The 19,291-nt window shown below is 63.6% G+C and carries 25 protein-coding genes and 1 pseudogene; 13 read left to right on the top strand and 13 right to left on the bottom strand.

Annotated features, from left to right (window positions below):
• Positions 1 to 183 precede the first annotated feature (183 nt).
• The 11 genes from uvrA to K3M67_RS03205 all read left to right on the top strand — a co-directional run bounded on the left by uvrA (position 184) and on the right by K3M67_RS03205 (position 7,928).
• Positions 184 to 3,102: an excinuclease ABC subunit UvrA gene (gene uvrA / locus K3M67_RS03250; protein WP_285832271.1), complete on the top strand. Its 2,919-nt coding sequence runs from the start codon at positions 184 to 186 to the stop codon at positions 3,100 to 3,102.
• Between the two features lie 79 nt (positions 3,103 to 3,181).
• Entirely contained in the window at positions 3,182 to 4,255 is a 1,074-nt protein-coding gene (locus K3M67_RS03245; protein ID WP_285832270.1) for a hypothetical protein, read from the top strand.
• Between the two features lie 71 nt (positions 4,256 to 4,326).
• Entirely contained in the window at positions 4,327 to 4,503 is a 177-nt protein-coding gene (relB, locus tag K3M67_RS03240) for a type II toxin-antitoxin system RelB family antitoxin (protein ID WP_285832269.1), read from the top strand.
• A gap of 9 nt (positions 4,504 to 4,512) precedes the next feature.
• A complete protein-coding gene (locus K3M67_RS21930; RefSeq protein ID WP_353051164.1) occupies positions 4,513 to 4,788 on the top strand; it encodes a hypothetical protein in 276 nt (91 codons plus the stop codon).
• The gene (locus tag K3M67_RS21925; RefSeq protein WP_353051163.1) at positions 4,789 to 5,058 is read left to right on the top strand and encodes a hypothetical protein; all 270 of its coding nucleotides are present in this window, start codon (positions 4,789 to 4,791) and stop codon (positions 5,056 to 5,058) included. It abuts the gene before it with no gap.
• Positions 5,033 to 5,218 (top strand): hypothetical protein, encoded by a 186-nt coding sequence (locus K3M67_RS03230; RefSeq protein WP_285832268.1) that lies wholly within the window; start codon positions 5,033 to 5,035, stop codon positions 5,216 to 5,218. Before K3M67_RS21925 ends, K3M67_RS03230 begins: the two co-directional genes overlap by 26 nt.
• A 98-nt stretch (positions 5,219 to 5,316) precedes the next feature.
• Positions 5,317 to 6,360 carry a hypothetical protein gene (locus K3M67_RS03225; protein WP_285832267.1) on the top strand — a complete coding sequence of 348 codons (1,044 nt, stop codon included), beginning with the start codon at positions 5,317 to 5,319 and terminating at the stop codon, positions 6,358 to 6,360.
• Between the two features lie 229 nt (positions 6,361 to 6,589).
• Entirely contained in the window at positions 6,590 to 6,802 is a 213-nt protein-coding gene (locus K3M67_RS03220; protein ID WP_066858127.1) for a cold-shock protein, read from the top strand.
• Positions 6,803 to 6,890: 88 nt separating this feature from the next.
• Complete coding sequence (locus K3M67_RS03215) at positions 6,891 to 7,085, top strand: hypothetical protein (RefSeq protein WP_066858125.1); 195 nt, start codon at positions 6,891 to 6,893, stop codon at positions 7,083 to 7,085.
• An 88-nt stretch (positions 7,086 to 7,173) separates the two neighbouring features.
• A complete protein-coding gene (locus K3M67_RS03210) occupies positions 7,174 to 7,383 on the top strand; it encodes a hypothetical protein (protein WP_066858122.1) in 210 nt (69 codons plus the stop codon).
• A gap of 188 nt (positions 7,384 to 7,571) precedes the next feature.
• The gene (locus K3M67_RS03205) at positions 7,572 to 7,928 is read left to right on the top strand and encodes a glycine zipper 2TM domain-containing protein (RefSeq protein WP_285832266.1); all 357 of its coding nucleotides are present in this window, start codon (positions 7,572 to 7,574) and stop codon (positions 7,926 to 7,928) included.
• Between the two features lie 117 nt (positions 7,929 to 8,045).
• Here the strand turns inward: K3M67_RS03205 and K3M67_RS03200 are convergent, their stop codons facing one another.
• The 4 genes from K3M67_RS03200 to K3M67_RS03185 all read right to left on the bottom strand — a co-directional run bounded on the left by K3M67_RS03200 (position 8,046) and on the right by K3M67_RS03185 (position 11,501).
• On the bottom strand, positions 8,046 to 8,975 hold the full coding sequence (locus K3M67_RS03200; protein ID WP_285832265.1) for an electron transfer flavoprotein subunit alpha/FixB family protein: 930 nt from the start codon (positions 8,973 to 8,975) through the stop codon (positions 8,046 to 8,048).
• Complete coding sequence (locus K3M67_RS03195; RefSeq protein ID WP_285832264.1) at positions 8,972 to 9,721, bottom strand: electron transfer flavoprotein subunit beta/FixA family protein; 750 nt, start codon at positions 9,719 to 9,721, stop codon at positions 8,972 to 8,974. Before K3M67_RS03195 ends, K3M67_RS03200 begins: the two co-directional genes overlap by 4 nt.
• Before the next feature lie 109 nt (positions 9,722 to 9,830).
• Positions 9,831 to 11,030 carry an ADP-forming succinate--CoA ligase subunit beta gene (sucC, locus tag K3M67_RS03190; RefSeq protein WP_066861617.1) on the bottom strand — a complete coding sequence of 400 codons (1,200 nt, stop codon included), beginning with the start codon at positions 11,028 to 11,030 and terminating at the stop codon, positions 9,831 to 9,833.
• A 144-nt stretch (positions 11,031 to 11,174) separates the two neighbouring features.
• On the bottom strand, positions 11,175 to 11,501 hold the full coding sequence (locus tag K3M67_RS03185) for a hypothetical protein (protein WP_066861621.1): 327 nt from the start codon (positions 11,499 to 11,501) through the stop codon (positions 11,175 to 11,177).
• Between the two features lie 63 nt (positions 11,502 to 11,564).
• Here K3M67_RS03185 and K3M67_RS03180 point away from each other — a divergent pair, with 63 nt between their 5' ends.
• Positions 11,565 to 11,963, top strand: a complete 399-nt coding sequence (locus tag K3M67_RS03180; RefSeq protein WP_066861624.1) for a low affinity iron permease family protein — start codon at positions 11,565 to 11,567, stop codon at positions 11,961 to 11,963.
• An 11-nt stretch (positions 11,964 to 11,974) separates the two neighbouring features.
• Here K3M67_RS03180 and K3M67_RS03175 read toward each other — a convergent pair whose 3' ends face one another.
• Together K3M67_RS03175 and nhaA are read right to left on the bottom strand one after the other, a co-directional pair.
• Positions 11,975 to 12,154 carry a hypothetical protein gene (locus K3M67_RS03175; protein WP_157102577.1) on the bottom strand — a complete coding sequence of 60 codons (180 nt, stop codon included), beginning with the start codon at positions 12,152 to 12,154 and terminating at the stop codon, positions 11,975 to 11,977.
• Positions 12,155 to 12,263: 109 nt separating this feature from the next.
• The gene (nhaA, locus tag K3M67_RS03170; RefSeq protein ID WP_066861627.1) at positions 12,264 to 13,481 is read right to left on the bottom strand and encodes a Na+/H+ antiporter NhaA; all 1,218 of its coding nucleotides are present in this window, start codon (positions 13,479 to 13,481) and stop codon (positions 12,264 to 12,266) included.
• A 126-nt stretch (positions 13,482 to 13,607) separates the two neighbouring features.
• On the opposite strand from nhaA, the pseudogene K3M67_RS03165 reads away from it, so the two are divergent.
• Positions 13,608 to 14,249, top strand: a pseudogene (locus K3M67_RS03165) (glycosyltransferase); the annotation flags it as partial.
• Positions 14,250 to 14,252: 3 nt separating this feature from the next.
• Here the strand turns inward: K3M67_RS03165 and K3M67_RS03160 are convergent.
• The 7 genes from K3M67_RS03160 to K3M67_RS03130 form a co-directional block, all read right to left on the bottom strand.
• Positions 14,253 to 15,839: a recombinase family protein gene (locus tag K3M67_RS03160; protein WP_285832263.1), complete on the bottom strand. Its 1,587-nt coding sequence runs from the start codon at positions 15,837 to 15,839 to the stop codon at positions 14,253 to 14,255.
• 147 nt (positions 15,840 to 15,986) lie between these two features.
• Positions 15,987 to 16,496: a hypothetical protein gene (locus tag K3M67_RS03155; protein ID WP_285832262.1), complete on the bottom strand. Its 510-nt coding sequence runs from the start codon at positions 16,494 to 16,496 to the stop codon at positions 15,987 to 15,989.
• Positions 16,493 to 18,208: a DNA cytosine methyltransferase gene (locus tag K3M67_RS03150; RefSeq protein ID WP_285832261.1), complete on the bottom strand. Its 1,716-nt coding sequence runs from the start codon at positions 18,206 to 18,208 to the stop codon at positions 16,493 to 16,495. The genes K3M67_RS03155 and K3M67_RS03150 overlap by 4 nt, the downstream gene beginning before the upstream one ends.
• Positions 18,205 to 18,588 carry a hypothetical protein gene (locus tag K3M67_RS03145; protein WP_285832260.1) on the bottom strand — a complete coding sequence of 128 codons (384 nt, stop codon included), beginning with the start codon at positions 18,586 to 18,588 and terminating at the stop codon, positions 18,205 to 18,207. The genes K3M67_RS03150 and K3M67_RS03145 overlap by 4 nt, the downstream gene beginning before the upstream one ends.
• Positions 18,585 to 18,875 (bottom strand): hypothetical protein, encoded by a 291-nt coding sequence (locus tag K3M67_RS03140; protein WP_285832259.1) that lies wholly within the window; start codon positions 18,873 to 18,875, stop codon positions 18,585 to 18,587. The genes K3M67_RS03145 and K3M67_RS03140 overlap by 4 nt, the downstream gene beginning before the upstream one ends.
• Positions 18,872 to 19,141: a hypothetical protein gene (locus K3M67_RS03135; protein ID WP_285832258.1), complete on the bottom strand. Its 270-nt coding sequence runs from the start codon at positions 19,139 to 19,141 to the stop codon at positions 18,872 to 18,874. The genes K3M67_RS03140 and K3M67_RS03135 overlap by 4 nt, the downstream gene beginning before the upstream one ends.
• Positions 19,138 to 19,284 carry a hypothetical protein gene (locus K3M67_RS03130; protein ID WP_285832257.1) on the bottom strand — a complete coding sequence of 49 codons (147 nt, stop codon included), beginning with the start codon at positions 19,282 to 19,284 and terminating at the stop codon, positions 19,138 to 19,140. The genes K3M67_RS03135 and K3M67_RS03130 overlap by 4 nt, the downstream gene beginning before the upstream one ends.
• Positions 19,285 to 19,291 lie beyond the last annotated feature (7 nt).

The following is a 19,291-nucleotide window of genomic DNA, read 5'->3' as shown; positions in this document are numbered from 1 at the left end:
GCGCGCCCTGCCGCTCCATTGCCTGGGCGTCAGGGCTGCCGCGGCATCCAGGCTCCCTCCTTGGCGCGCCGAAAAAAGCATTTGGCAGCCTCGCCTTTCCCTTCTGCGCCCAAATCCCTATTTTGCCCCCAGTCCGCGCGCCAGCGCTTGCCCGATCAGAACAAATCTGGAACAACACGCCCCATGAGCCTCACCCACATCAGCGTCCGCGGCGCTCGCGAGCACAACCTCAAGGGCGTCGACGTCGACCTGCCCCGCGATTCCCTGATCGTCATCACCGGCCTGTCCGGCTCGGGCAAATCCTCCCTCGCCTTCGACACCATCTATGCGGAGGGGCAGCGCCGCTATGTGGAGTCGCTCTCCGCCTATGCGCGCCAGTTTCTGGAGATGATGCAGAAGCCCGATGTCGAGCATATCGAAGGCCTGTCCCCCGCGATCAGCATCGAGCAGAAGACCACCAGCCGCAACCCGCGCTCGACGGTGGCGACCGTCACGGAGATCTACGACTATATGCGCCTCCTCTGGGCGCGCGTCGGCATCCCCTACTCGCCCGCGACAGGCCTCCCGATCAGCGCCCAGACCGTCAGCCAGATGGTCGACCGCGTGATGCTCCTGCCGGAGGGCACCCGCTTCTACCTGCTCGCCCCGGTCGTGCGCGGCCGCAAGGGGGAGTATCGCAAGGAACTGGCCGAGTGGCAGAAGGCGGGCTACACCCGCGTCCGCATCGACGGCGAGATGGTCCTGATCGAGGACGCCCCCGCCCTCGACAAGAAATACAAGCATGACATCGAAGTCGTGGTCGACCGCCTCGCCGTGGGGCCGGACATGGGCACGCGTCTCGCCGACAGTTTCGAGCAGGCGCTGAAACTCGCCGACGGCCTCGCCTATGTCGACCTCGCCGACGGCGTCGTGCCGGGCCGCGAGGATGAAGTCCAGTCCGCCGACAAGAAGATGAAGGGCGCCGGCATCCCCGCCAACCGCATCGTCTTCTCCGAAAAATTCGCCTGCCCGGTCAGCGGCTTCACCATCCCCGAGATCGAGCCGCGCCTCTTCTCCTTCAACGCCCCCTTGGGCGCCTGCCCGGCCTGCGATGGCCTTGGCGAACGGCAGGAGTTCGACCCCGAACTCGTCGTCCCCAACGAAGCCCTCTCGATCAAGAAGGGCGCCGTGGTCCCCTGGGCCAAGTCCAACCCGCCCAGCCCCTATTATATGCAGGTGCTCGGCTCCCTCGCCCGCGAGTTCGGCTTCTCCCTCGACACCCCCTGGGCCGACCTCCCCGGCGAGGTGAAGCTCATCATCCTCCACGGCACCGGCGGCAAGCCCGTCACCCTGCGCTTCCAGGACGGCAAGAAAAGCTACGAGGTCAAGAAAGCGTTCGAGGGCGTCATCGGCAACCTCAACCGCCGCCTGCTCCAGACCGACAGCGCCTGGATGCGCGAGGAGCTGGCCAAGTACCAGACCGCCATGCCGTGCGAGACCTGCCACGGCGCCCGCCTCAAGCCCGAGGCGCTGGCCGTCAAGATCGCGGGCGAGGACATCAGCCTCTCCACCCGCCGATCGGTGGTGGACGCGCTCGCCTTCTTCTCCGCCCTCCCCGACCATCTCAACGACCAGCAGAACCAGATCGCCCGCGCCATCCTCAAGGAAATCGTGGAGCGCCTCGGCTTCCTCAACAATGTCGGCCTCGACTATCTCAATCTCGACCGCACCAGCGGAACCCTGTCGGGCGGCGAGTCCCAGCGCATCCGCCTCGCCTCCCAGATCGGCAGCGGCCTGTCGGGCGTCCTCTACGTCCTCGACGAACCCTCGATCGGCCTGCACCAGCGCGACAATGACCGGCTGCTCGTGACCCTCAAGCGCCTGCGCGACCTCGGCAACAGCGTCATCGTCGTGGAGCATGACGAGGATGCGATCCGCGCCGCCGACTATATCGTCGACATGGGGCCGGGCGCGGGCGTCCATGGCGGCACCATCGTCGCGCAGGGCACCCTGCCCGAACTGCTCGCCCACAGGGACAGCCTGACCGCCGACTATCTGAACGGCACCCGCCGCATCGACGTGCCGATGAAGCGCCGCAAGGGGTCGGGCAAGAAGCTCACCGTCCACAATGCCCGCGCCAACAACCTGACCGGCGTCACCGCCTCGATCCCGCTCGGCACCTTCACCTGCATCACCGGCGTATCGGGATCGGGCAAGTCCAGCTTCACCATCGACACGCTCTACGCCGCGTCGGCCCGCGCCCTCAACGGCGCCCGCATCGTTGCCGGCCCGCATGACAAGATCACCGGCCTCGACCATTGCGACAAGGTGATCGACATCGACCAGTCGCCCATCGGCCGCACCCCGCGCTCCAACCCGGCCACCTATACCGGCGCCTTCACCAATATCCGCGACTGGTTCGCGGGCCTGCCCGAAGCCCAGGCGCGCGGCTACAAGCCCGGCCGTTTCAGCTTCAACGTCAAGGGCGGCCGCTGCGAAGCCTGCACCGGCGACGGCCTCATCAAGATCGAGATGCACTTCCTCCCCGACGTCTATGTCACCTGCGATGTCTGCCACGGCGCCCGCTACAATCGCGAGACGCTGGAGGTGAAGTTCAAGGGCAAGTCGATCGCCGACGTGCTCGACATGACGGTCGAGGATGCCGTCGAATTCTTCAAGGCCGTCCCGCCGATCCGCGACAAGATGGCGATGCTCGCGGAAGTCGGCCTTGGCTATATCAAGGTCGGCCAGCAGGCCACCACCCTGTCCGGCGGCGAAGCCCAGCGCGTCAAGCTCGCCAAGGAACTCTCCCGCAGAGCCACCGGCAACACCCTCTACATATTGGACGAGCCCACCACCGGCCTCCACTTCGAGGACGTCCGCAAACTCCTCGAAGTCCTCCACGCCCTGGTCGACCAGGGCAACAGCGTGGTCGTGATCGAGCATAATCTGGACGTCATCAAGACGGCGGATTGGATCATCGACATGGGCCCAGAGGGTGGCGTCAAGGGCGGCGAAGTCGTCGCCGAAGGCACGCCGGAAAAGGTCGCGAAGAACGCCCGGAGCTTTACCGGGCGCTATCTCGCGCCGTTGCTGGGGTTGGAAGCTGTGGCGGCGGAGTGATAGTGAGATACGCGATTAATTAAATATCAACGATGAAACCTCTTATTGCCGCAGCCTAATCAATCGGTGGGGGCCGAAAATGCAACGTCGAATTTCCAGAAAGACCGTCCGACTGCTTTATTATCCTACTGCTTTTGCTGCTGGCTTGTTGGGAGGTTGGGTTTTAGCGTTCGTCGGCGGCTTAAATCCGGCAATCGTCCCGGTAATTTCTGCTGGAATTGGGCTTCTTGTCGCTTTCGGTGTTCCAATCTGGCAAAATTACTACATCAACACCCCGAAGCTCGCGATAGAAATCAGTTCAATCAAGCGCGTACTCAGCGACTCAACAACGATCGCAATTCATGATGATGCGGAATTGAAGGTTCTCTACGGAGAAAAAAGAAGAAATTACTCTTACTTTGGAGAACCAGAGCTATTTGGGCGGACGGGGAAAAATTCTGGAGAAACAATTGATAATCTCCAGAATCTTCTTGAGTTAGCAAAACAAAGACTTAGGGATTTACCTGCTCAAATCGAGGATCGAAAAAGATCTGTTGAGCAGCTTAGAGCTGTCAACCCGACCGCTCTTACAAGGTATCAGGTCGACAGTTGGAATGCCCCCTTATCACCCGAGGTGGAGTTCGATCCTTCTAACTTGGAGACAGTTGCGAGCGATCTGATCAAAGCTTATGAAAAACGTCTTGAAACTGCTGAAAAGTCGTACGCTGATCTTCAGACAAATCTGCCTATCGCAGAACGCCGAATTGAAATCGTGCAGCAAGAGTTGATACGGAAGAATTCTCTCTTTACAGTCTCGGCATCTCTTATCAATTCTGGCAGAACCAACACCGCAATCAAAGTTCCAGCCCTTTTGAGAGTTTTGATTGGCGAAGGAAATTATATAGATATCAAGTTAAGCTTAAAAGATTTTGAAAATAAATCTGAAATTGCCGCCAGTGGTACAAGAATAGTTGTTTTTGAGTCGTTAGAAATATCTTCTCTACCGGAAGAAGATCGTGCGTTGATCAATACTTATTGGGGTCAATCTGTGCGAGCTTGGCTTCTTGTTGAAGATATACATGGCGGAATTGCAAAGTCAGGGTATATCGCCTTTGCAGAAGGACTGTATCAGAAAATTATCTATGATCGGTTAGCGCGCGCCGCGAGCACATAGAAATTTTGCTTATCTTGATGGCCTGAAAACTCTTATTTGCAGAGAGCTCTTTTCTTGGTAATTTTGCGCAGATGAGCCAACTCACCCCCATCGAGTCCGAGTTCGCGACGACCGAGGAAGCCGAGGCTTATGACGCTTGGCTCCGCTCCGAAATCAAGGCGTCCTTGGCCGATCCCCGGCCCAGCATCCCGCACGATCAGGTCATGGCGGAACTGCGCGCGATTACAGAGAAGCACGGAAATAATTAGCTCGTTTCCATGAGCGGCTACCGCCCCGAATTTGCCGCCGCGCTCGAAATCTTCGCCACAGTCAGCGAGCATATGGACGCGCAAGGCATTCGCCCACCGATCCTCGTAGGTGGCGCGGCCGCCGAACTCTATTCAGGCAGCGCTCTCGCGACAGGCGATTTCGATGTGATTGCTCGACAGGACGCCTTTGAGGCCGCCCTCCGCGCTCATGGCTTCGTTCGCCCCTCTGGACCCGGAACGCTGACGCGCGGCTGGATACACCCGGACCTGCAATTGGGCTTCTAAGTGGTCGGCTCGACCCTGCTCGATGGCTTGGCCGATCTCGACCGGGTACGCCTTTTCGATGCCGCCAACGGCGCTCAGTTCCTGACGATCGCTCCCGAAGACCTGATAGCCGACCGCATGGGCCAATATGCCTCCGGCTCCGCGCCCGAAATGCTGGAACAGGCGCGTATTCTCTTCGGACTTTCGAAAGACCTCGACCTCCATTATATGGAAAGGCGCATCCGCGAAGAAACGGGAAACGATTTTGGCGTTTCGGACCTACAAATCTAGCCGACCGGCCATTTCGCTCGAAGAGTTTGGGCGCGACCTCGCGCGCGGCCGCGAGGCGCTGGGCGATGCCGCGATCATGCCCCGCAACAGCGGAACGCGCCGCACCGCCTCCAAAAAGGCGCTGCTGAAAGCCATCAAGGACGCCGGGGGCAACTGGTAAACCGCCACCTTCCTCCCCAAAATCCTATTTGCTGTCCTACACGCCCCTGATCTGCCTACCCTCCCGGCAAGCCTCATTCTTCATGCAGGAGCCTTGCCATGACCGTGCAATTCCCGCCCCTCCCCACCGCCGCGCCGCAGATCCGCGAGGATGGCTGGTCGCCCGCGCGCCAGCGCCGTTTCCTCGAAACCCTGGCGTCCAGCGGCGTCGTCCGCCTCGCCTGCGAATCCGTCCGCATCACCGCCCGCTCGGCCTATGCCCTGCGCATCCGCCGCGACGGCGCGGCCTTTCGCCTCGGCTGGGACGCGGCCATCCTCATCGCCCGCGCGCGCCTCGCCGATGATCTGCTCGCCCGCGCCATCACCGGCTGCACCGACACGATCCGCCGCGACGAGGATAATTTCGAAGTCACCCGCCACCGCCACGACAACCGGCTCGCCATGTCGATGCTGTCGCGGCTGGATCGCATGGCGGATTCCCCGCCCGAAGGGTCCGACGCCGCGCTCGCCCGCGTCGTCGCGCAGGATTTCGTCGCCTTTCTCGACCTGATCTGCCCGGAAGAGGCGGCGCGCGACGAAGCCGACCGCCTCGACCTGCCCCGCCCCGGCGCCGAACCCAGCGCCCGCCATATGGACGACGCCCGGATGCTCGACGGCGCCATGCCCGACACGCCCGATCCGGTCGCCGAAGAGGCCGCGACCGCCCTCTCCCCCGCCGCCTCGGTGGCCCTCTTCATCGCCGCCCGCCTCGCCCTGCGCGGGGGCCAGAAACCGCAGATTTCCGATATGCAGGAACGGTGTGAACTTCGCACCCCGCCGGTCCGGCTCATGACCCTTCCGCCCGAGGAAGCCGCCGCCCGGCTGCGCGGTATCTGGTGGGATGACGATCGGGAGGTCTGGCGCACCGACTATCCCGCCCCGCCCGGCTTCGACGGAGAGGAAAGCGACGAACTTTACGATCCCGACGATTATGAGCGCGACCTGACGCCACAGGAGGAGGAAGCCCTGGCCCTGCGCGACGAGGAGGAGCACCGCCCCTATGCGGAGGCCGCGGCCCGCGCCCGCGACGCCTATTTCGGCTTCGCCCAGGGCGGCGGCACGGCGGCGGCGACGGGCGCGGCGGCGCAGGCGCGTCCCGGCTGATCGCCCCGCCCCGTCGGCCCGCACGCCTGTTGCCCCCGCCATGCGCCTGTCGCCCGCCCGTCTGGCCGCCGATTTGCTATTTCGGCCGGGATGCCCTATATGGGTTGGGCTATAGTCGCAAATCGACGGTCTTCGGCGCTTTGCGGCTCCCTATATCCTTCTTTCCCTGCCCCTCTAGCAACCCGGCGCGTCCACGCGGGATGCGTCGCATTGAAAGAAGGAATATTCCATGAGCATCGTCGGAACCGTCAAATTCTTCAACGCCGACAAGGGCTATGGCTTCATCGCCCCCGATGACGGCAGCCCGGACGCGTTCGTCCACATCACCGCCGTCGAGCGCGCTGGCCTCGCCACGCTGCGCGAAAAGGACCGCGTCTCCTATGATCTGGAGCAGGACCGTCGCGGCAAGATGGCGGCCGTGAACATCTCGCACGCCGAATAAATCGGCCCGGTTTCGGGCCGGGTGGCGCGATCGCGCGTCGCCCGGCCCGGCGCCATCTGCTCCCTCTTTCCCCTTACAGGAGCGCACCATGGCCAATCCCGATTATCGCGCCCTCGCCGCCAAGGCCCGCGGCGAAGCCGACTCCGCCACGCTGGACAATGTCCGCGACCGCTGCCTGCGCTCCGAAGCCGCCTTCCTCGCCATGGCCCGCCGCCAGGATCTGGGCGACGCCAACCGCGCCCGCCGCGAACAGGGCGAACACCTCCCCGTCGCCGACGCCTGAGGGCGTCCCGACGCGCGGCTCGAATTTCGGGGAACTCGCCGCCGCCCCGCCGGTTATCGCTCCAAACCCCAAAACAAGGAGCACCCCCATGATCCGCACCCTGATCTTCGGCGCCATCGCCGGCTATGTCGGCAAGAAACTCTATGACGAAGGCAAGCTGACCGAGTTCAAGAATGATCTCGTCACCCGCTATAACGACGCCAGGGCCAATCTCGCCGACCAGAGCGCCGCCCCCGCGACGCCGACCGGCCCGGTCGTCTCGCCGGCCACCAGCCCGACCCGTCCCCTGCCCAACTGACGTCTCTTCCCCCTCCCGGCGGCACATCCCCCCGCTCGCCGCCGGTCGCCGCCCGCCCGACGCCGCTCTTCCCCCCTCTCACGGCCTCGGCGGGCGGCATTCCCTCTGCCGCCGCGACAATCGCCCGACGCAACCATCGCTCCGTTCCGGGGTTGATCCTGCGACAGGGCGACACAGGAGAGACCATCATGCACAAGCCCTTATTGGCCGCCGCCATCCTTGCGATGCTGCCGCTCGGCGCCTGTACCTCGGACAATTATGGTGGCGGCTACGGCTATGACCGCCCCAGCGACCGCCGCGGCCCGCCCCGCTACGAGCGTCGCCGCCTCGGCGACAACGACACCATCTACCGCGACCGCGACGGTCGCTATTATTGCAAGCGCGACGACGGCACCACCGGCACCATAGTCGGCGCCATCGCCGGCGGCGTGCTCGGCAACATCATCGCCCCCGGCGGCTCCAAGACGCTCGGCACCATTCTCGGCGCCGGCGGCGGCGCACTGGCGGGCCGGGCCATCGACAAGAACGACATCAACTGCGAATAGCAGCATGTTCAGGTCAGATGACTATCTGACCGCCCGAAAGACGCGGCGGAAAGCAGGCAATGAAAAAGGGCGTGGAGAGATCACTCTCCACGCCCTTTCCGACTGCATGGCGCTGGATTACAGCTTCTCGGTAAGCTCCGGCACGATCTTGAACAGATCGCCGACCAGGCCGATGTCGGCCACCTGGAAGATCGGGGCATCCTCGTCCTTGTTGATGGCGATGATGGTCTTGCTGTCCTTCATCCCGGCCAGATGCTGGATAGCGCCGGAAATGCCGACCGCGATATAGACTTCCGGTGCGACGATCTTGCCGGTCTGGCCGACCTGATAATCATTGGGGACATAGCCCGCGTCGACAGCGGCACGCGACGCACCCACGGCCGCGCCCAGCTTGTCGGCGAGCGGGAAGATGGTCGCCTCGAACGTCTCGCCGTCCTTGAGCGCGCGGCCGCCCGATACGATGATCTTCGCCGAGGTCAGTTCCGGGCGCTCCAGCTTGGCGATTTCAGCGCCGACAAAGGCGGAAAGGCCCTTGTCCCCGGTCGAAGCCACGGCTTCCACCGCGCCCGAACCGCCGTCCCTGGCCGCCTTCTCGAAGGCCGTGCCGCGCACGGTGATGACCTTCTTGGCATCCTTGCTTTTGACCGTCGCGATCGCGTTGCCGGCATAGATGGGACGGGTGAACGTGTCCTCGCTCTCCACCGACAGGATGTCGCTGATCTGCATCACGTCGAGCAGAGCCGCGACGCGCGGCGCGATATTCTTGCCGTTGCTGGTGGCCGGGGCGACGAACGCATCATGGCTATCCATCAACGCGACGATCAGCGGCGCGACATTCTCCGGCAGCGCATGGCCGAAGGCCGCGTCATCGGCGACATGGACCTTGCCCACGCCCGCGATCTTGGCGGCGTCGTCTGCGACGGCGGCAACGCCCGAACCGGCAACCAGCAGATGCACTTCACCCAGCTTCGCGGCAGCGGTGACGGCGGAAAGGGTCGCGTCCTTGACGGCGCCGCCCTCATGTTCAACCCAGACAAGCGTCTTCATGCGGCAACTCCCAGAGCCTTGAGCTTCGCGACCAGTTCATCGACATCGGCAACCTTGACGCCGGCGGTGCGCTTGGGCGGTTCGGTGACCTTGAGCGTTTCCAGCCGGGCGCCGATGTCCACGCCATAATCGGCAGGGGTCTTGGTCGCGAGCGGCTTGCTCTTCGCCTTCATGATGTTGGGCAGCGAGGCATAGCGCGGTTCGTTGAGGCGCAGGTCGGTGGTGACGATCGCCGGAACGTTGAGCTTCACCGTCTCCAGACCGCCATCGACTTCGCGCGTGACGCTGACCTTGTCGCCCTCGACCTCGACCTTGGATGCGAAGGTGCCCTGCGGCAGGTTCAGCAGCGCGGCGAGCATCTGGCCGGTCTGGTTGCTGTCATCATCGATCGCCTGCTTGCCCAGAATGATGAGGCCAGCGCCTTCCTCTTCCTGAACCTTGGCAAGCAACTTTGCGACGCCCAGCGGTTCGACCTCGTCGTCGGTCTGGATCAGGATGGCCCGGTCCGCACCCATCGCCAGCGCGGTACGCAGCGTCTCCTGCGCCTTGGCCACCCCGATCGACACCGCCACGACCTCGGTCGCCACGCCCTTTTCCTTCAGGCGGATCGCTTCCTCAACCGCGATCTCGTCGAACGGGTTCATGCTCATCTTGACGTTCGCCAGGTCGACGCCCGTCCCATCCGCCTTCACTCGTGGCTTCACATTGTAATCGATAACCCGCTTCACGGGCACAAGGATCTTCATCTTACATCCTCCTTATCAACGCCAGATCCCCAAATGGGAACATGGGCGCGGGCAGCCCGTTTCCGGACCACCCGCACCCTTTGGTGTATCGTTCAGGCGAAAGAGCCGATCAGGCTGCCTTCCTCACTTCCGCCACGATCTTCTTGGCCGCGTCGCCCAGATCGTCCGCCGGGACGATGGCCAAGCCAGACTGCGCCAGAATGTCCTTGCCCTGCTGGACGTTCGTGCCTTCCAGGCGAACGACCAGCGGAACCGACAGGTTCACATCCTTGGCGGCAGCGACGATGCCCTCGGCAATGATGTCGCATTTCATGATGCCGCCGAAGATGTTGACCAGAATGCCCTTCACCGCCGGATCCTTCAGGATGATCTTGAAGGCTGCTGTCACCTTCTCCTTCGAGGCGCCACCACCGACATCCAGGAAGTTGGCGGGGAATTCGCCGTTCAGCTTGATGATGTCCATGGTTGCCATGGCCAGGCCCGCGCCGTTCACCATGCAGCCGATGTTGCCGTCCAGCTTGATATAGGCCAGGTCATACTCGCTGGCCTCGACTTCCGCCGGATCTTCCTCGGTCAGGTCGCGCAGTTCGGCAATGTCCTTGTGGCGGAACATGGCGTTGCCGTCGAACCCGACCTTGGCGTCGAGCACCAGCAGATTGCCCTGCTCGGTCAGCGCCAGCGGATTGACTTCGATCTGCTCGGCGTCGGTGTCGAGGAAGGCGGCGTAGAGCGAAGACGCCACCTTGGCGGCCTGCTTCGCCTGGTCTCCGGTCAGACCCAGGGCTGCAGCGACGGCGCGGCCGTGGTGCGGCTGGAAGCCCGAAGCGGGATCGACGGAGAAGCTGTGGATCTTTTCCGGGGTCGAGTGGGCGACTTCTTCAATGTCCATGCCGCCTTCGGTCGACACGACGAACGCAATGCGGCTGGTGGCGCGATCGACGAGCAGCGCCAGGTAGAATTCCTTGGCGATGTCGGCGCCATCGGTGATGTAGAGGCGGTTGACCTGCTTGCCCGCTTCGCCGGTCTGGATAGTGACCAGCGTATTGCCGAGCATGTCGGTGGCGTGGGCCTTAACTTCGTCGAGATTGAAGGCCAGGCGGACGCCGCCCTTCGCTTCGGGGGCGAGTTCCTTGAACTTGCCCTTGCCACGCCCACCGGCGTGGATCTGCGACTTCACGACATAGAGCGGTCCAGGCAGCTTCTTGGCGGCTTCGACGGCTTCATCGACCGAGAAAGCGGCATAGCCAGCGGCGATCGGCGCGCCGTACTTGGCCAGCAGTTCCTTGGCCTGATATTCGTGAATGTTCATGGGCTGGCCCGTCCTTTTGCGTTGAACCTGATGTCCAGCGGCTAAGCACAGCCGGCAAAGGAGCGCCAGCGGATTTTGCAAAACCACTTTGCAAAATTGCAAAACCGCCCGCCGATACCCTGCCTGTTTATTGCGAAATTCAGCCTAGAAAGCGCATATCAGAGCTGCCTTGCCAGTTACCGCGATGATCTCCGCATCCTGCAAAGCGTGGACCTTATGAAGGAATTGGTCGAGCGTCATTTCCTGCCTGTGAGACTTGCGGAGCGAGGCGAGCGACTGCAGCCGCCGCAACTGGACGATGCTGAGCCGGTCAGCCATGCGCGCCGCCATGCAACCAGCCGTTCTCGGCGACAGGCCCGCATCTAACAGGCCGGAACGCAGCCGTGATTCGGGCGAAAGGCTGGCGCAGGATGCGACCATGGAGCCTGCCGCGAGGAGCAGGCACAACGAACGGAAAGGAGTAGCCATCATGCCGGCGTCATGGCAACACGCCGCTTAACGCGGGATAAACGCCCTGCACCCAGGAGACTTGGCATGGACAGGATTTTCGCCGCGTTCTCGCATCGCGTAGCCGGCTGGGCGGGGCAGCCCCTGTCCTTCATCCTGGCCGGCATCGTCATCCTATTGTGGCTGCTCACGGGCCCCATCTTCCGCTATTCGGATACATGGCAACTGATCATCAACACCGGGACCACCATCGTCACCTTCCTGATGGTGTTCCTCATCCAGAATGCACAAAACCGCGACAGCTCGGCCATCCAGGCGAAACTGGACGAGTTGATCCGGGCGATGGATGGTGCGCGCAACGACTTCATCGGCATCGAGCATCTGACCGAAGCCGAACTGGAGAAGATCAAACACATACTCGAAAGGGAATGCGGCAGCGACGAAACCCACCGCCATGCGATCGAGCGCCTGATCCGGCGGCGGTGATCGCCACGCCCTCAATGGGCGTGGACGATCAGCCGTTCATTTTCCCTGCGATAAGCGTCGATCTGATCCGAGTAACTGCGCGCCAGACTTTCATAGGCTACGCGTCCCTCTCGCGACGAGCTGGCCTGTGCGCGGATCAACGACATCTGCTGGCGATGCAGCAGATAATTGACATCCGTCTCCATCCTCATCCTCGCCCTCCTCGCTTGTTTTCGTGAGATTGGTCGATGGGCCGACAATGCGAGTCACACGCAAGTCGACTTTCGAATTATAGCATGGCCGCAGCCGCTCGCGAACGCGTTAATCGGGGTTCTGGACAGCACGTCGCGCCACCGGGGCGATCCAGCGCAGAATGGCGAAGCCGGCAAGGGCCGAGAGCAGCGACCCCATCAGGACACCGCCCTTCGCCTCTTCCACGAGCAACGGGTCGTCGGGAAAGGCGAGCGCGCCGATAAACAGGCTCATGGTGAAGCCGATCCCGCACAACACGGCCATGCCATAGACCTGCCCCCAACTCGCGCCGGCTGGCCGCTCGGCAATGCCGAGGCGCGTCGATACCCAGATAGCACCGAACACACCGAATTGCTTGCCCAGGAACAGGCCAAGCCCCACACCCAGCGGCAAAGGAGTAGTCAGGGCGACCAACATCTCACGGTTCAACGCCAGTCCGCTGTTCACGAACCCGAACAGGGGAATGATGGCGTAGGCGCTCCACGGATGGACGGCATGTTCCAGTCGGTGCAGCGGACTGTCGGGCGCGTCCGGCGCTCCGGGCGTACAACGGATCGGCACCGTCATCGCGGCCAGAACGCCCGCGACCGTGGCATGAACACCCGACAGAAGAGTCAGATACCAGAGGCAGGCAAAGCCGAGGAGATAGGGCGCAAGCGACCGCACGCCGGCGCGATTGAGACAATATAGGGCGGCCAGAATGCCAGCCGCGCCTGCGAGCGCCGCCAGGTCCAGGCCCTTGGTATAGAATAGGGCGATGATCGCGACCGCGCCCATGTCGTCGACGATCGCCACCGCCGTCAGGAACAATTTGAGCGAAGCAGGGACGCGACTGCCGAGCAGTGCCAGCACGCCGATGGCAAAAGCGATGTCCGTGGCGGCGGGAATGGCCCATCCATTGACCAGTTGCGGACGCGCCATCGTAAGCGCCAGATAGATCAGTGCCGGACCGGCCATGCCGGCAACCGCCGCCACGATCGGCAGTCGGCGTCGGTCCCATGTCGAAAGCCCGCCATCCAGAAACTCCCGCTTGATCTCCAGACCGACGACCAGAAAGAAGATCGCCATCAGCCCGTCATTGATCCACAGATGAACCGTCATCGGCCCCAATTTCGGCGACAAGGTGGGGCCGAGTTCCGCATGGATCAGATCATGATAGAAATGACCGGACGGCCCCGGCAGATTGGCGAGCAGCAGCGCTGCGGCCGCCGCCAGGATCAGCAGGACCGCGCCGCCGGTCTCACCCGTCAGAAAATCGCGAAGCGCCGACTGGGGGCGACCTGACATGCGGAAAATTCCTCCTTCGGCGCGCCTCGCTCAAGCCTAAGACTTGGAAGCGCCATGCAATAATGCCATCCTGTCCCCGACAAGGCATTGGGGGTCAAGCCTTTGGGGGATGTGTTTGTTGCCGTCATGGCCGCGCTGCACCATGAGTTGCTGCTGTTCGCGGCCGCCGGCTTTGCGCTCGGCGGGCTGGACGATCTCCTCGTCGACATCCTCTTTCTCCTGCGAAAGACGTGGCGCGACCTGACCGTCTATGCGCGTCATTCACGGATGACCACGACCACCCTGCCCGCATCCTCCCGTCCGGGCAGGATCGCCGTCTTCGTCCCCGCATGGCAGGAATCGGGGGTGATCGCCCCGATGCTGCGCCATGCGCTGAGCCGCTGGGGCGATGCGCCATATCGCATCTTCATCGGCGCCTATCCTAACGACCCGGCGACGATCGACGCGGTCGCCGCGCTGGCGCAGGACGATCCGCGCCTGATGCTCGCGATTAACGACAGGCCCGGCCCCACGACCAAGGCGGACTGCCTCAACCTGCTCTGGCGCGCCATGCTGGCGGAGGAAGCAGCGAGTCGATTCCGCTACAAGGCGGTCGTGCTGCATGATGCCGAGGACGTCGTGCACGCTGACGAAATCCGCCTTTATGATTTCATGATCGACCGCTTCGACCTGGTGCAATTGCCGGTCCTGCCGTTGCCCGGGCGGGGCGGCTGGTTCTCCCGCGCGGTTGCCAATCATTATGGAGACGAGTTTGCGGAAAGACACGGTGCATTAGCGTAATTGTGAAAGGCGGACTGTTCCGGTTGCGAGCGACAGGATTTCGTCCATCTGGCGCACGACTTCGACGATGACGCCACGCTTCTTTTCGAGGTTGGGATGCACCACGACGCGGGCGAGCATGGCGCGCAAGCGCGGGACAGCCTCCAGCTTTGCCTCCGGCGCGGACAGGGCCTGTTCCAGTTCCTCGACCTGTCGGCGGTAGACTTCCTCCATGTGCGGATGGAGTGTCAGGACGGTCGGCACCGCGTCCATGTTCGCCAACTCGCGCGTTAGCTGGTCGAAGTCGGCTCGCGCCTTGGTGAGCAGGTCGCGGATCTCCGCAAACTCACTGCCCCCTTCGGCAAAAGCTGTCAGCAGGCGCTCCTTGCGGCGCTTCGCATCCTCCAGCTTTCGCTCGATCTTGCCTCGATCGCGGCCCAGGTCGGCGGCAGCGCGGGCGAAGTCGCGGTGATACTCGCGCACATAGGCGCTGACGACGTCCGGCGCGAGCATCCCGGATTTCAGATCGGCGAGGACGCGCCTTTCAAAATCCTCGGTGCTGATGAGCCGGCCATTGGTGCAGGCGCCGCCATATTTCTTGACGCTGCAACCCCAGTGCGTGCCCGACTTCAGTACATAATTGGCACCGCAGACGCCGCAAACGGCGATACCTGACAGTATATGCTTCGGCCGGCGCGCCCGGTGCGGCGTTGTGGTGCTGTTGGCCTCCAGCTGATCCTGCACCTTCTGCCACAGGTCGTCATCGATGATGCGCATATCTGGCACCGGGACGCGCAGCACATCCTCTTCGCTATTGTGGCGCATCAGGCGGCGACGGGTCTGCGGATTTACCACCTGCCGGCTGCGGCCATAGGTCAGCACGCCGATGTAGATTTCATTCCGCAAGATGCCCCGCTTGTGGTTCTTCTCGCCATAGAGAGCGGTGCTGTACCATAGTTTGCCGCGCGGACCGGGCACGCCATCCGCGTTGAGGTCGGTGGCGATGGCGAAGGGGCTCTTGCCCCGCGCATATTCGGTGAAGATGCGGACGACGATCGCGGCCTTGTCAGGATCGATTTCGCGGAGGCCACGGATCACCCCGCCCTTGTCGTCCAGCCTGTTCGCCTGGACATAGCCGTAGGGGATGCCGCCACTGGCGCGGCCTTGCTTCACCGTTCCGACCTGACCGCGCCTGACCCTCTTGGCCAGATCGGTGCGGAACTGGGCATCCATGAAGCCCTTCACCAGCCCGATCATCGGGGTAACGGTACCGTCGAAGAGGGTGAACAGGCGGGCACCGGCAAATTCCATGCGCTCGCGCAGATTGTGCGCGTCGGCGACATGGCGGGCGATGCGGTCGGTCGATTCCGCCAGCACCTGGTCGACGCCGCCCGACTCGACCATGCGCATCATGGCGTTCAGGCCGGGGCGCTGATCCTCACCGATGCCGGCGGCGCCGGAAATGGCGGCGTCCTCGAATGTGCCTACGATCTGCCAGCCTTCCCGGTCGGCACGCTCGCGGCAGAGCGCTATCTGGTCAGCCGTGGACCGGGGGTTCTGGTTTTCGTGACTGAACCGGGCGTAGATGACCGTCCGCATTGCTATCTCCATTCAGGCCGCGCGCGGCCGGCTGTTGGCGCGCGGCACGAAGGGCGGCAATGTCTCTCGCAACCTGCACACGCGCAAGGGCTTCAGCGAAGGCGATCATGGCTGGGTCGGCCGCTCTGGTGATGCGGACCGGGGCGTTCATGCCGCCACCCTCGCCCGACGCTGGGCGCCGATATGCCTTTCGACATAATGGGCGATGCCGGGCAGATCGCTGCCGGGCAGGTCGCGTAGATACCATTTGAGCAGATCCGCGAAGCACCAATAGCGATCCCACTCGGCGAAGAATGGCATAGCCGCCTCGCCATAGCGGGTCGCGATCTCAGCCATGGGCATGTCCCGGCGCCATGCCTCCCGCACGCTGCTGTCGGCGGCGGCGAAGGCCTTGCGCATCGCGCGTTCGGCACGGCGCACGCTTTCCTCCAGCGCCCCGACTTTCTCCGCCAGCGTCACCGGCTCGGCGGCGCGCCTCTCAAGCGTCACAACCCAGTGCCAGTCGGCTGCTATGGCCCGCCACACGCGCGTCTCCTGCGCGGCCTGGTCGGCCGACAGCTTGCCAGCTTTCACCAGCGCGGGATATTGGGCCTCGCGACGCGCGACGGCGGCGGCGGCCTCGTCGGCCAGTTCGGTGTAGCGATCGAGCCCGCTCATGCCGCGATCCTTTCCGCTTCGTCGTCGTTGGCGACGTTCGCGCGGGCGAGCGCTTCGGCCATGACGGGGGAGACGCTGTTGCCGCACATGCGGACCTGCGCCGTCTTGGTGAGCGGGCGGCCGTTCACGTCCAGTTCGATGATGTATTCCGGCGGGAAGCCTTGCGCATTGAACAGCTCGCGCGGGGAGAGCATGCGCATGCCGATATCGACGATGGCATATTCCTCGCCCTCGATCGTTACCGTCACCAGACCGAACCGATCCTTTGTCGTGACCGCGCCCAGTGGGCCGCCCAGTCCATGGCCGTCCTGCTCATTGCCGTAATATTTGACCAAGAAGGCGCGGACCTCGGCATGGTGCAGCCCGCCCGCGCTTATGGTGTGCAGCGGCATGTCGCTGGGCTGGCCGTCTTTCGATGTGCCCCGCAGTTTGACGATGTGGCTGGCCACAAGGTTCTGCTGGGTGCCGCGATGGACGATCGTCGACAGGGGCGCCGTGGCATCGCGACCGATCATGCCGCCATTGTGCTGGGCCATGAAGGCGGCGACCAGATATTGATGCGCGCCGCCTGCGGTGATTGTGTGCGTCGGTTCATCCGCCGCCGTGTGGGGCTTGCCGCTGTTGCGCATCGTCATGACGTGCGCAGTGACCAGCGCATGTTTGATGCCGCTGGCGACGGCCACGCCCAGCGGCTTGTCCAAGCCGGGCACGCGCGGCGCCTGCCCTTTCCGCTCACCATAGCCAGTCTGGATCAGCGTTGGGGCAACAACGGCGAATTCGCCGCCCTTCGCCGTGGTGATGGTGCGCAGTGGGTCGCTCCCCGGATAGACGCGCTCGGCTCCCCAGTTGCCATTGCAAACGGGCACGATGAATGGATGGGGCGCATTGATGACATAGCGCATGATGCCAGCGGCGATGCGGCGGCAAGTGGCGTCCTTCAGCGGCCGCGCTCGCTCGAAGATCGACGGGCAGGGAATTGACCAGTCGATAATGTCAGCCGCTGTGCGCCATGGCAGCAGCTGGCCGCTGGAGACCTTCGGCGTGCCGGGCTTGCCGTGCGTGGGCTTGGGCCAGGCGATCTTCTGACCGTCGCATCGCGCGATCATGAAGAGGCGCTTGCGCGATGTCGGCGCACCATAGTCGCAGGCGGACATGACCTTCCATTCCACGCGATAGCCGGCGCGACGGAATTTCGCGACGAAGCGGTCGAACTCCTTCCCCTTTCCGACCGGGCAAGGGCGGCCGTCATCCAGCAGCGGTCCCCATGTCAGGAACTCCTCGACATTTTCCAGCATGATGATCGCCGGGCGCAGCATCGGGCCGAGCCGGTCGATCCAGTGATGCACGACCCATGCAAGGTCGCGGATGTTCTTCGCGACGGGCTTGCCACCCTTCGCCTTGCTGAAATGCTTGCAGTCGGGCGAGTACCAGGCGAGGCGCACGGGACGCGGCTTGCCGTCGATCGTCACGGCCTCCAGCGGATCCACGGCCCATACGCTCTGGCAAAAATGCCGCGTGCCCGGATGGTTCGCCGCGTGCATTGCCACGGCCTCCGGATCATGGTTGACGGCGACGTCGACCTGACGGCGCAGCGCCAGCTCGATCCCGGTCGAGGCGCCGCCGCCGCCAGCGAAATTGTCGACGATGATGCCATCGTTCCAGTCGCGCGTTGCGACGGTGCGTTCGGCGTCGATGAGGAGGGCGTGCTTCATGCCGCCACCCCACGGCCAAGATAGCGAAGCGCGGCTGCGTAGAATTGCGCCTCTTGCTCGTCTTCCGGCCCGCCCTGCGCATCGATCGCGAGGCGGAAGGCGTCAGCCAGATTTTCGCCGACGGAGACGGAATAGGCGGTGTTGTCGAGCTGGTTGCCTTCGCGCGCGAAGTTGAGCAGCTCGTTGACGGCCTCGGCCGCGAGGGACGCGGCGGCGGTGGCCTTGGAGCGCTCCTCTCCGCCCGGACCGATCGCCGCGGCGATCAGCATCGCCAGCGTGTCGCGTTCGACCTGGCGGATCGTGCCCAGTCCGACCTTGTGATCCAGCGCGGCGGTGGCGTCCTCGATCGCGTCGGCGACCGATTGTTCGAATGGGGTCATTGGGCGGCACCTCCGCTCCAGTATGGTGCGTAGGGCTCGACACCGATCAGCATACGTGCAGTCGTGATGTCGATGATGCGAACGTCAGCGCTCGGCCGATCCTTGCGGATTGCGCGATGGATTTCCTTTTCGCTGTGATAGGTGAGCGCTAGTCGGCGATCTTCCGGCACCTCGTGAATGGTCGGCTGCCAGTCATCCACGATGTGGGTGCAGTCGAACTTCTTGGCGAACGCCTGCTTGTGGAAGGTTTTGCCCGACCTCATCGGGCCGTGGATGATCGTGATCATAGCGACAGCCTCCGCTCGATCAGGTCGGCGGGCAGGCCGGTCATGCGCTCCAGTTCGGCGCGGAAGGCGTCGCGGGCGATGGACTGTTTTTCCAGCTCCTCATCATATTGCGCGATCAGGCTGGGTTCGGAGCGGTCGCGGTTGCCGCCGAGGCGGCCGGCGATGCTGTTGACGTGGCTCGACACCATTTCGAGGTGCAGCCCGGCAAGGCCGAGCGATGACAGGTGCGCGGACTGGCCGCGCGGCCGCAGGTCGAGCGCGCTCACGCCCAGATCGCCCAGGCAAAGAGGGCGACCGACAGCAGTAGCGCCGCGATCGAGACCAGCATGTAGAGAAAGGCGGTCGCCTCAGCCTGGAGCGATCGGTCCATGGCCGCCTGCTGTTCGGGCGAAAAATCGGAATAGGGCATTGGTGCC

This window comes from Sphingobium sp. V4 (assembly GCF_029590555.1).
Taxonomy (GTDB): domain Bacteria; phylum Pseudomonadota; class Alphaproteobacteria; order Sphingomonadales; family Sphingomonadaceae; genus Sphingobium.
Note: the sequence above shows the minus strand (reverse complement) of the source record. Positions and strands in the feature narration are given on the sequence as shown.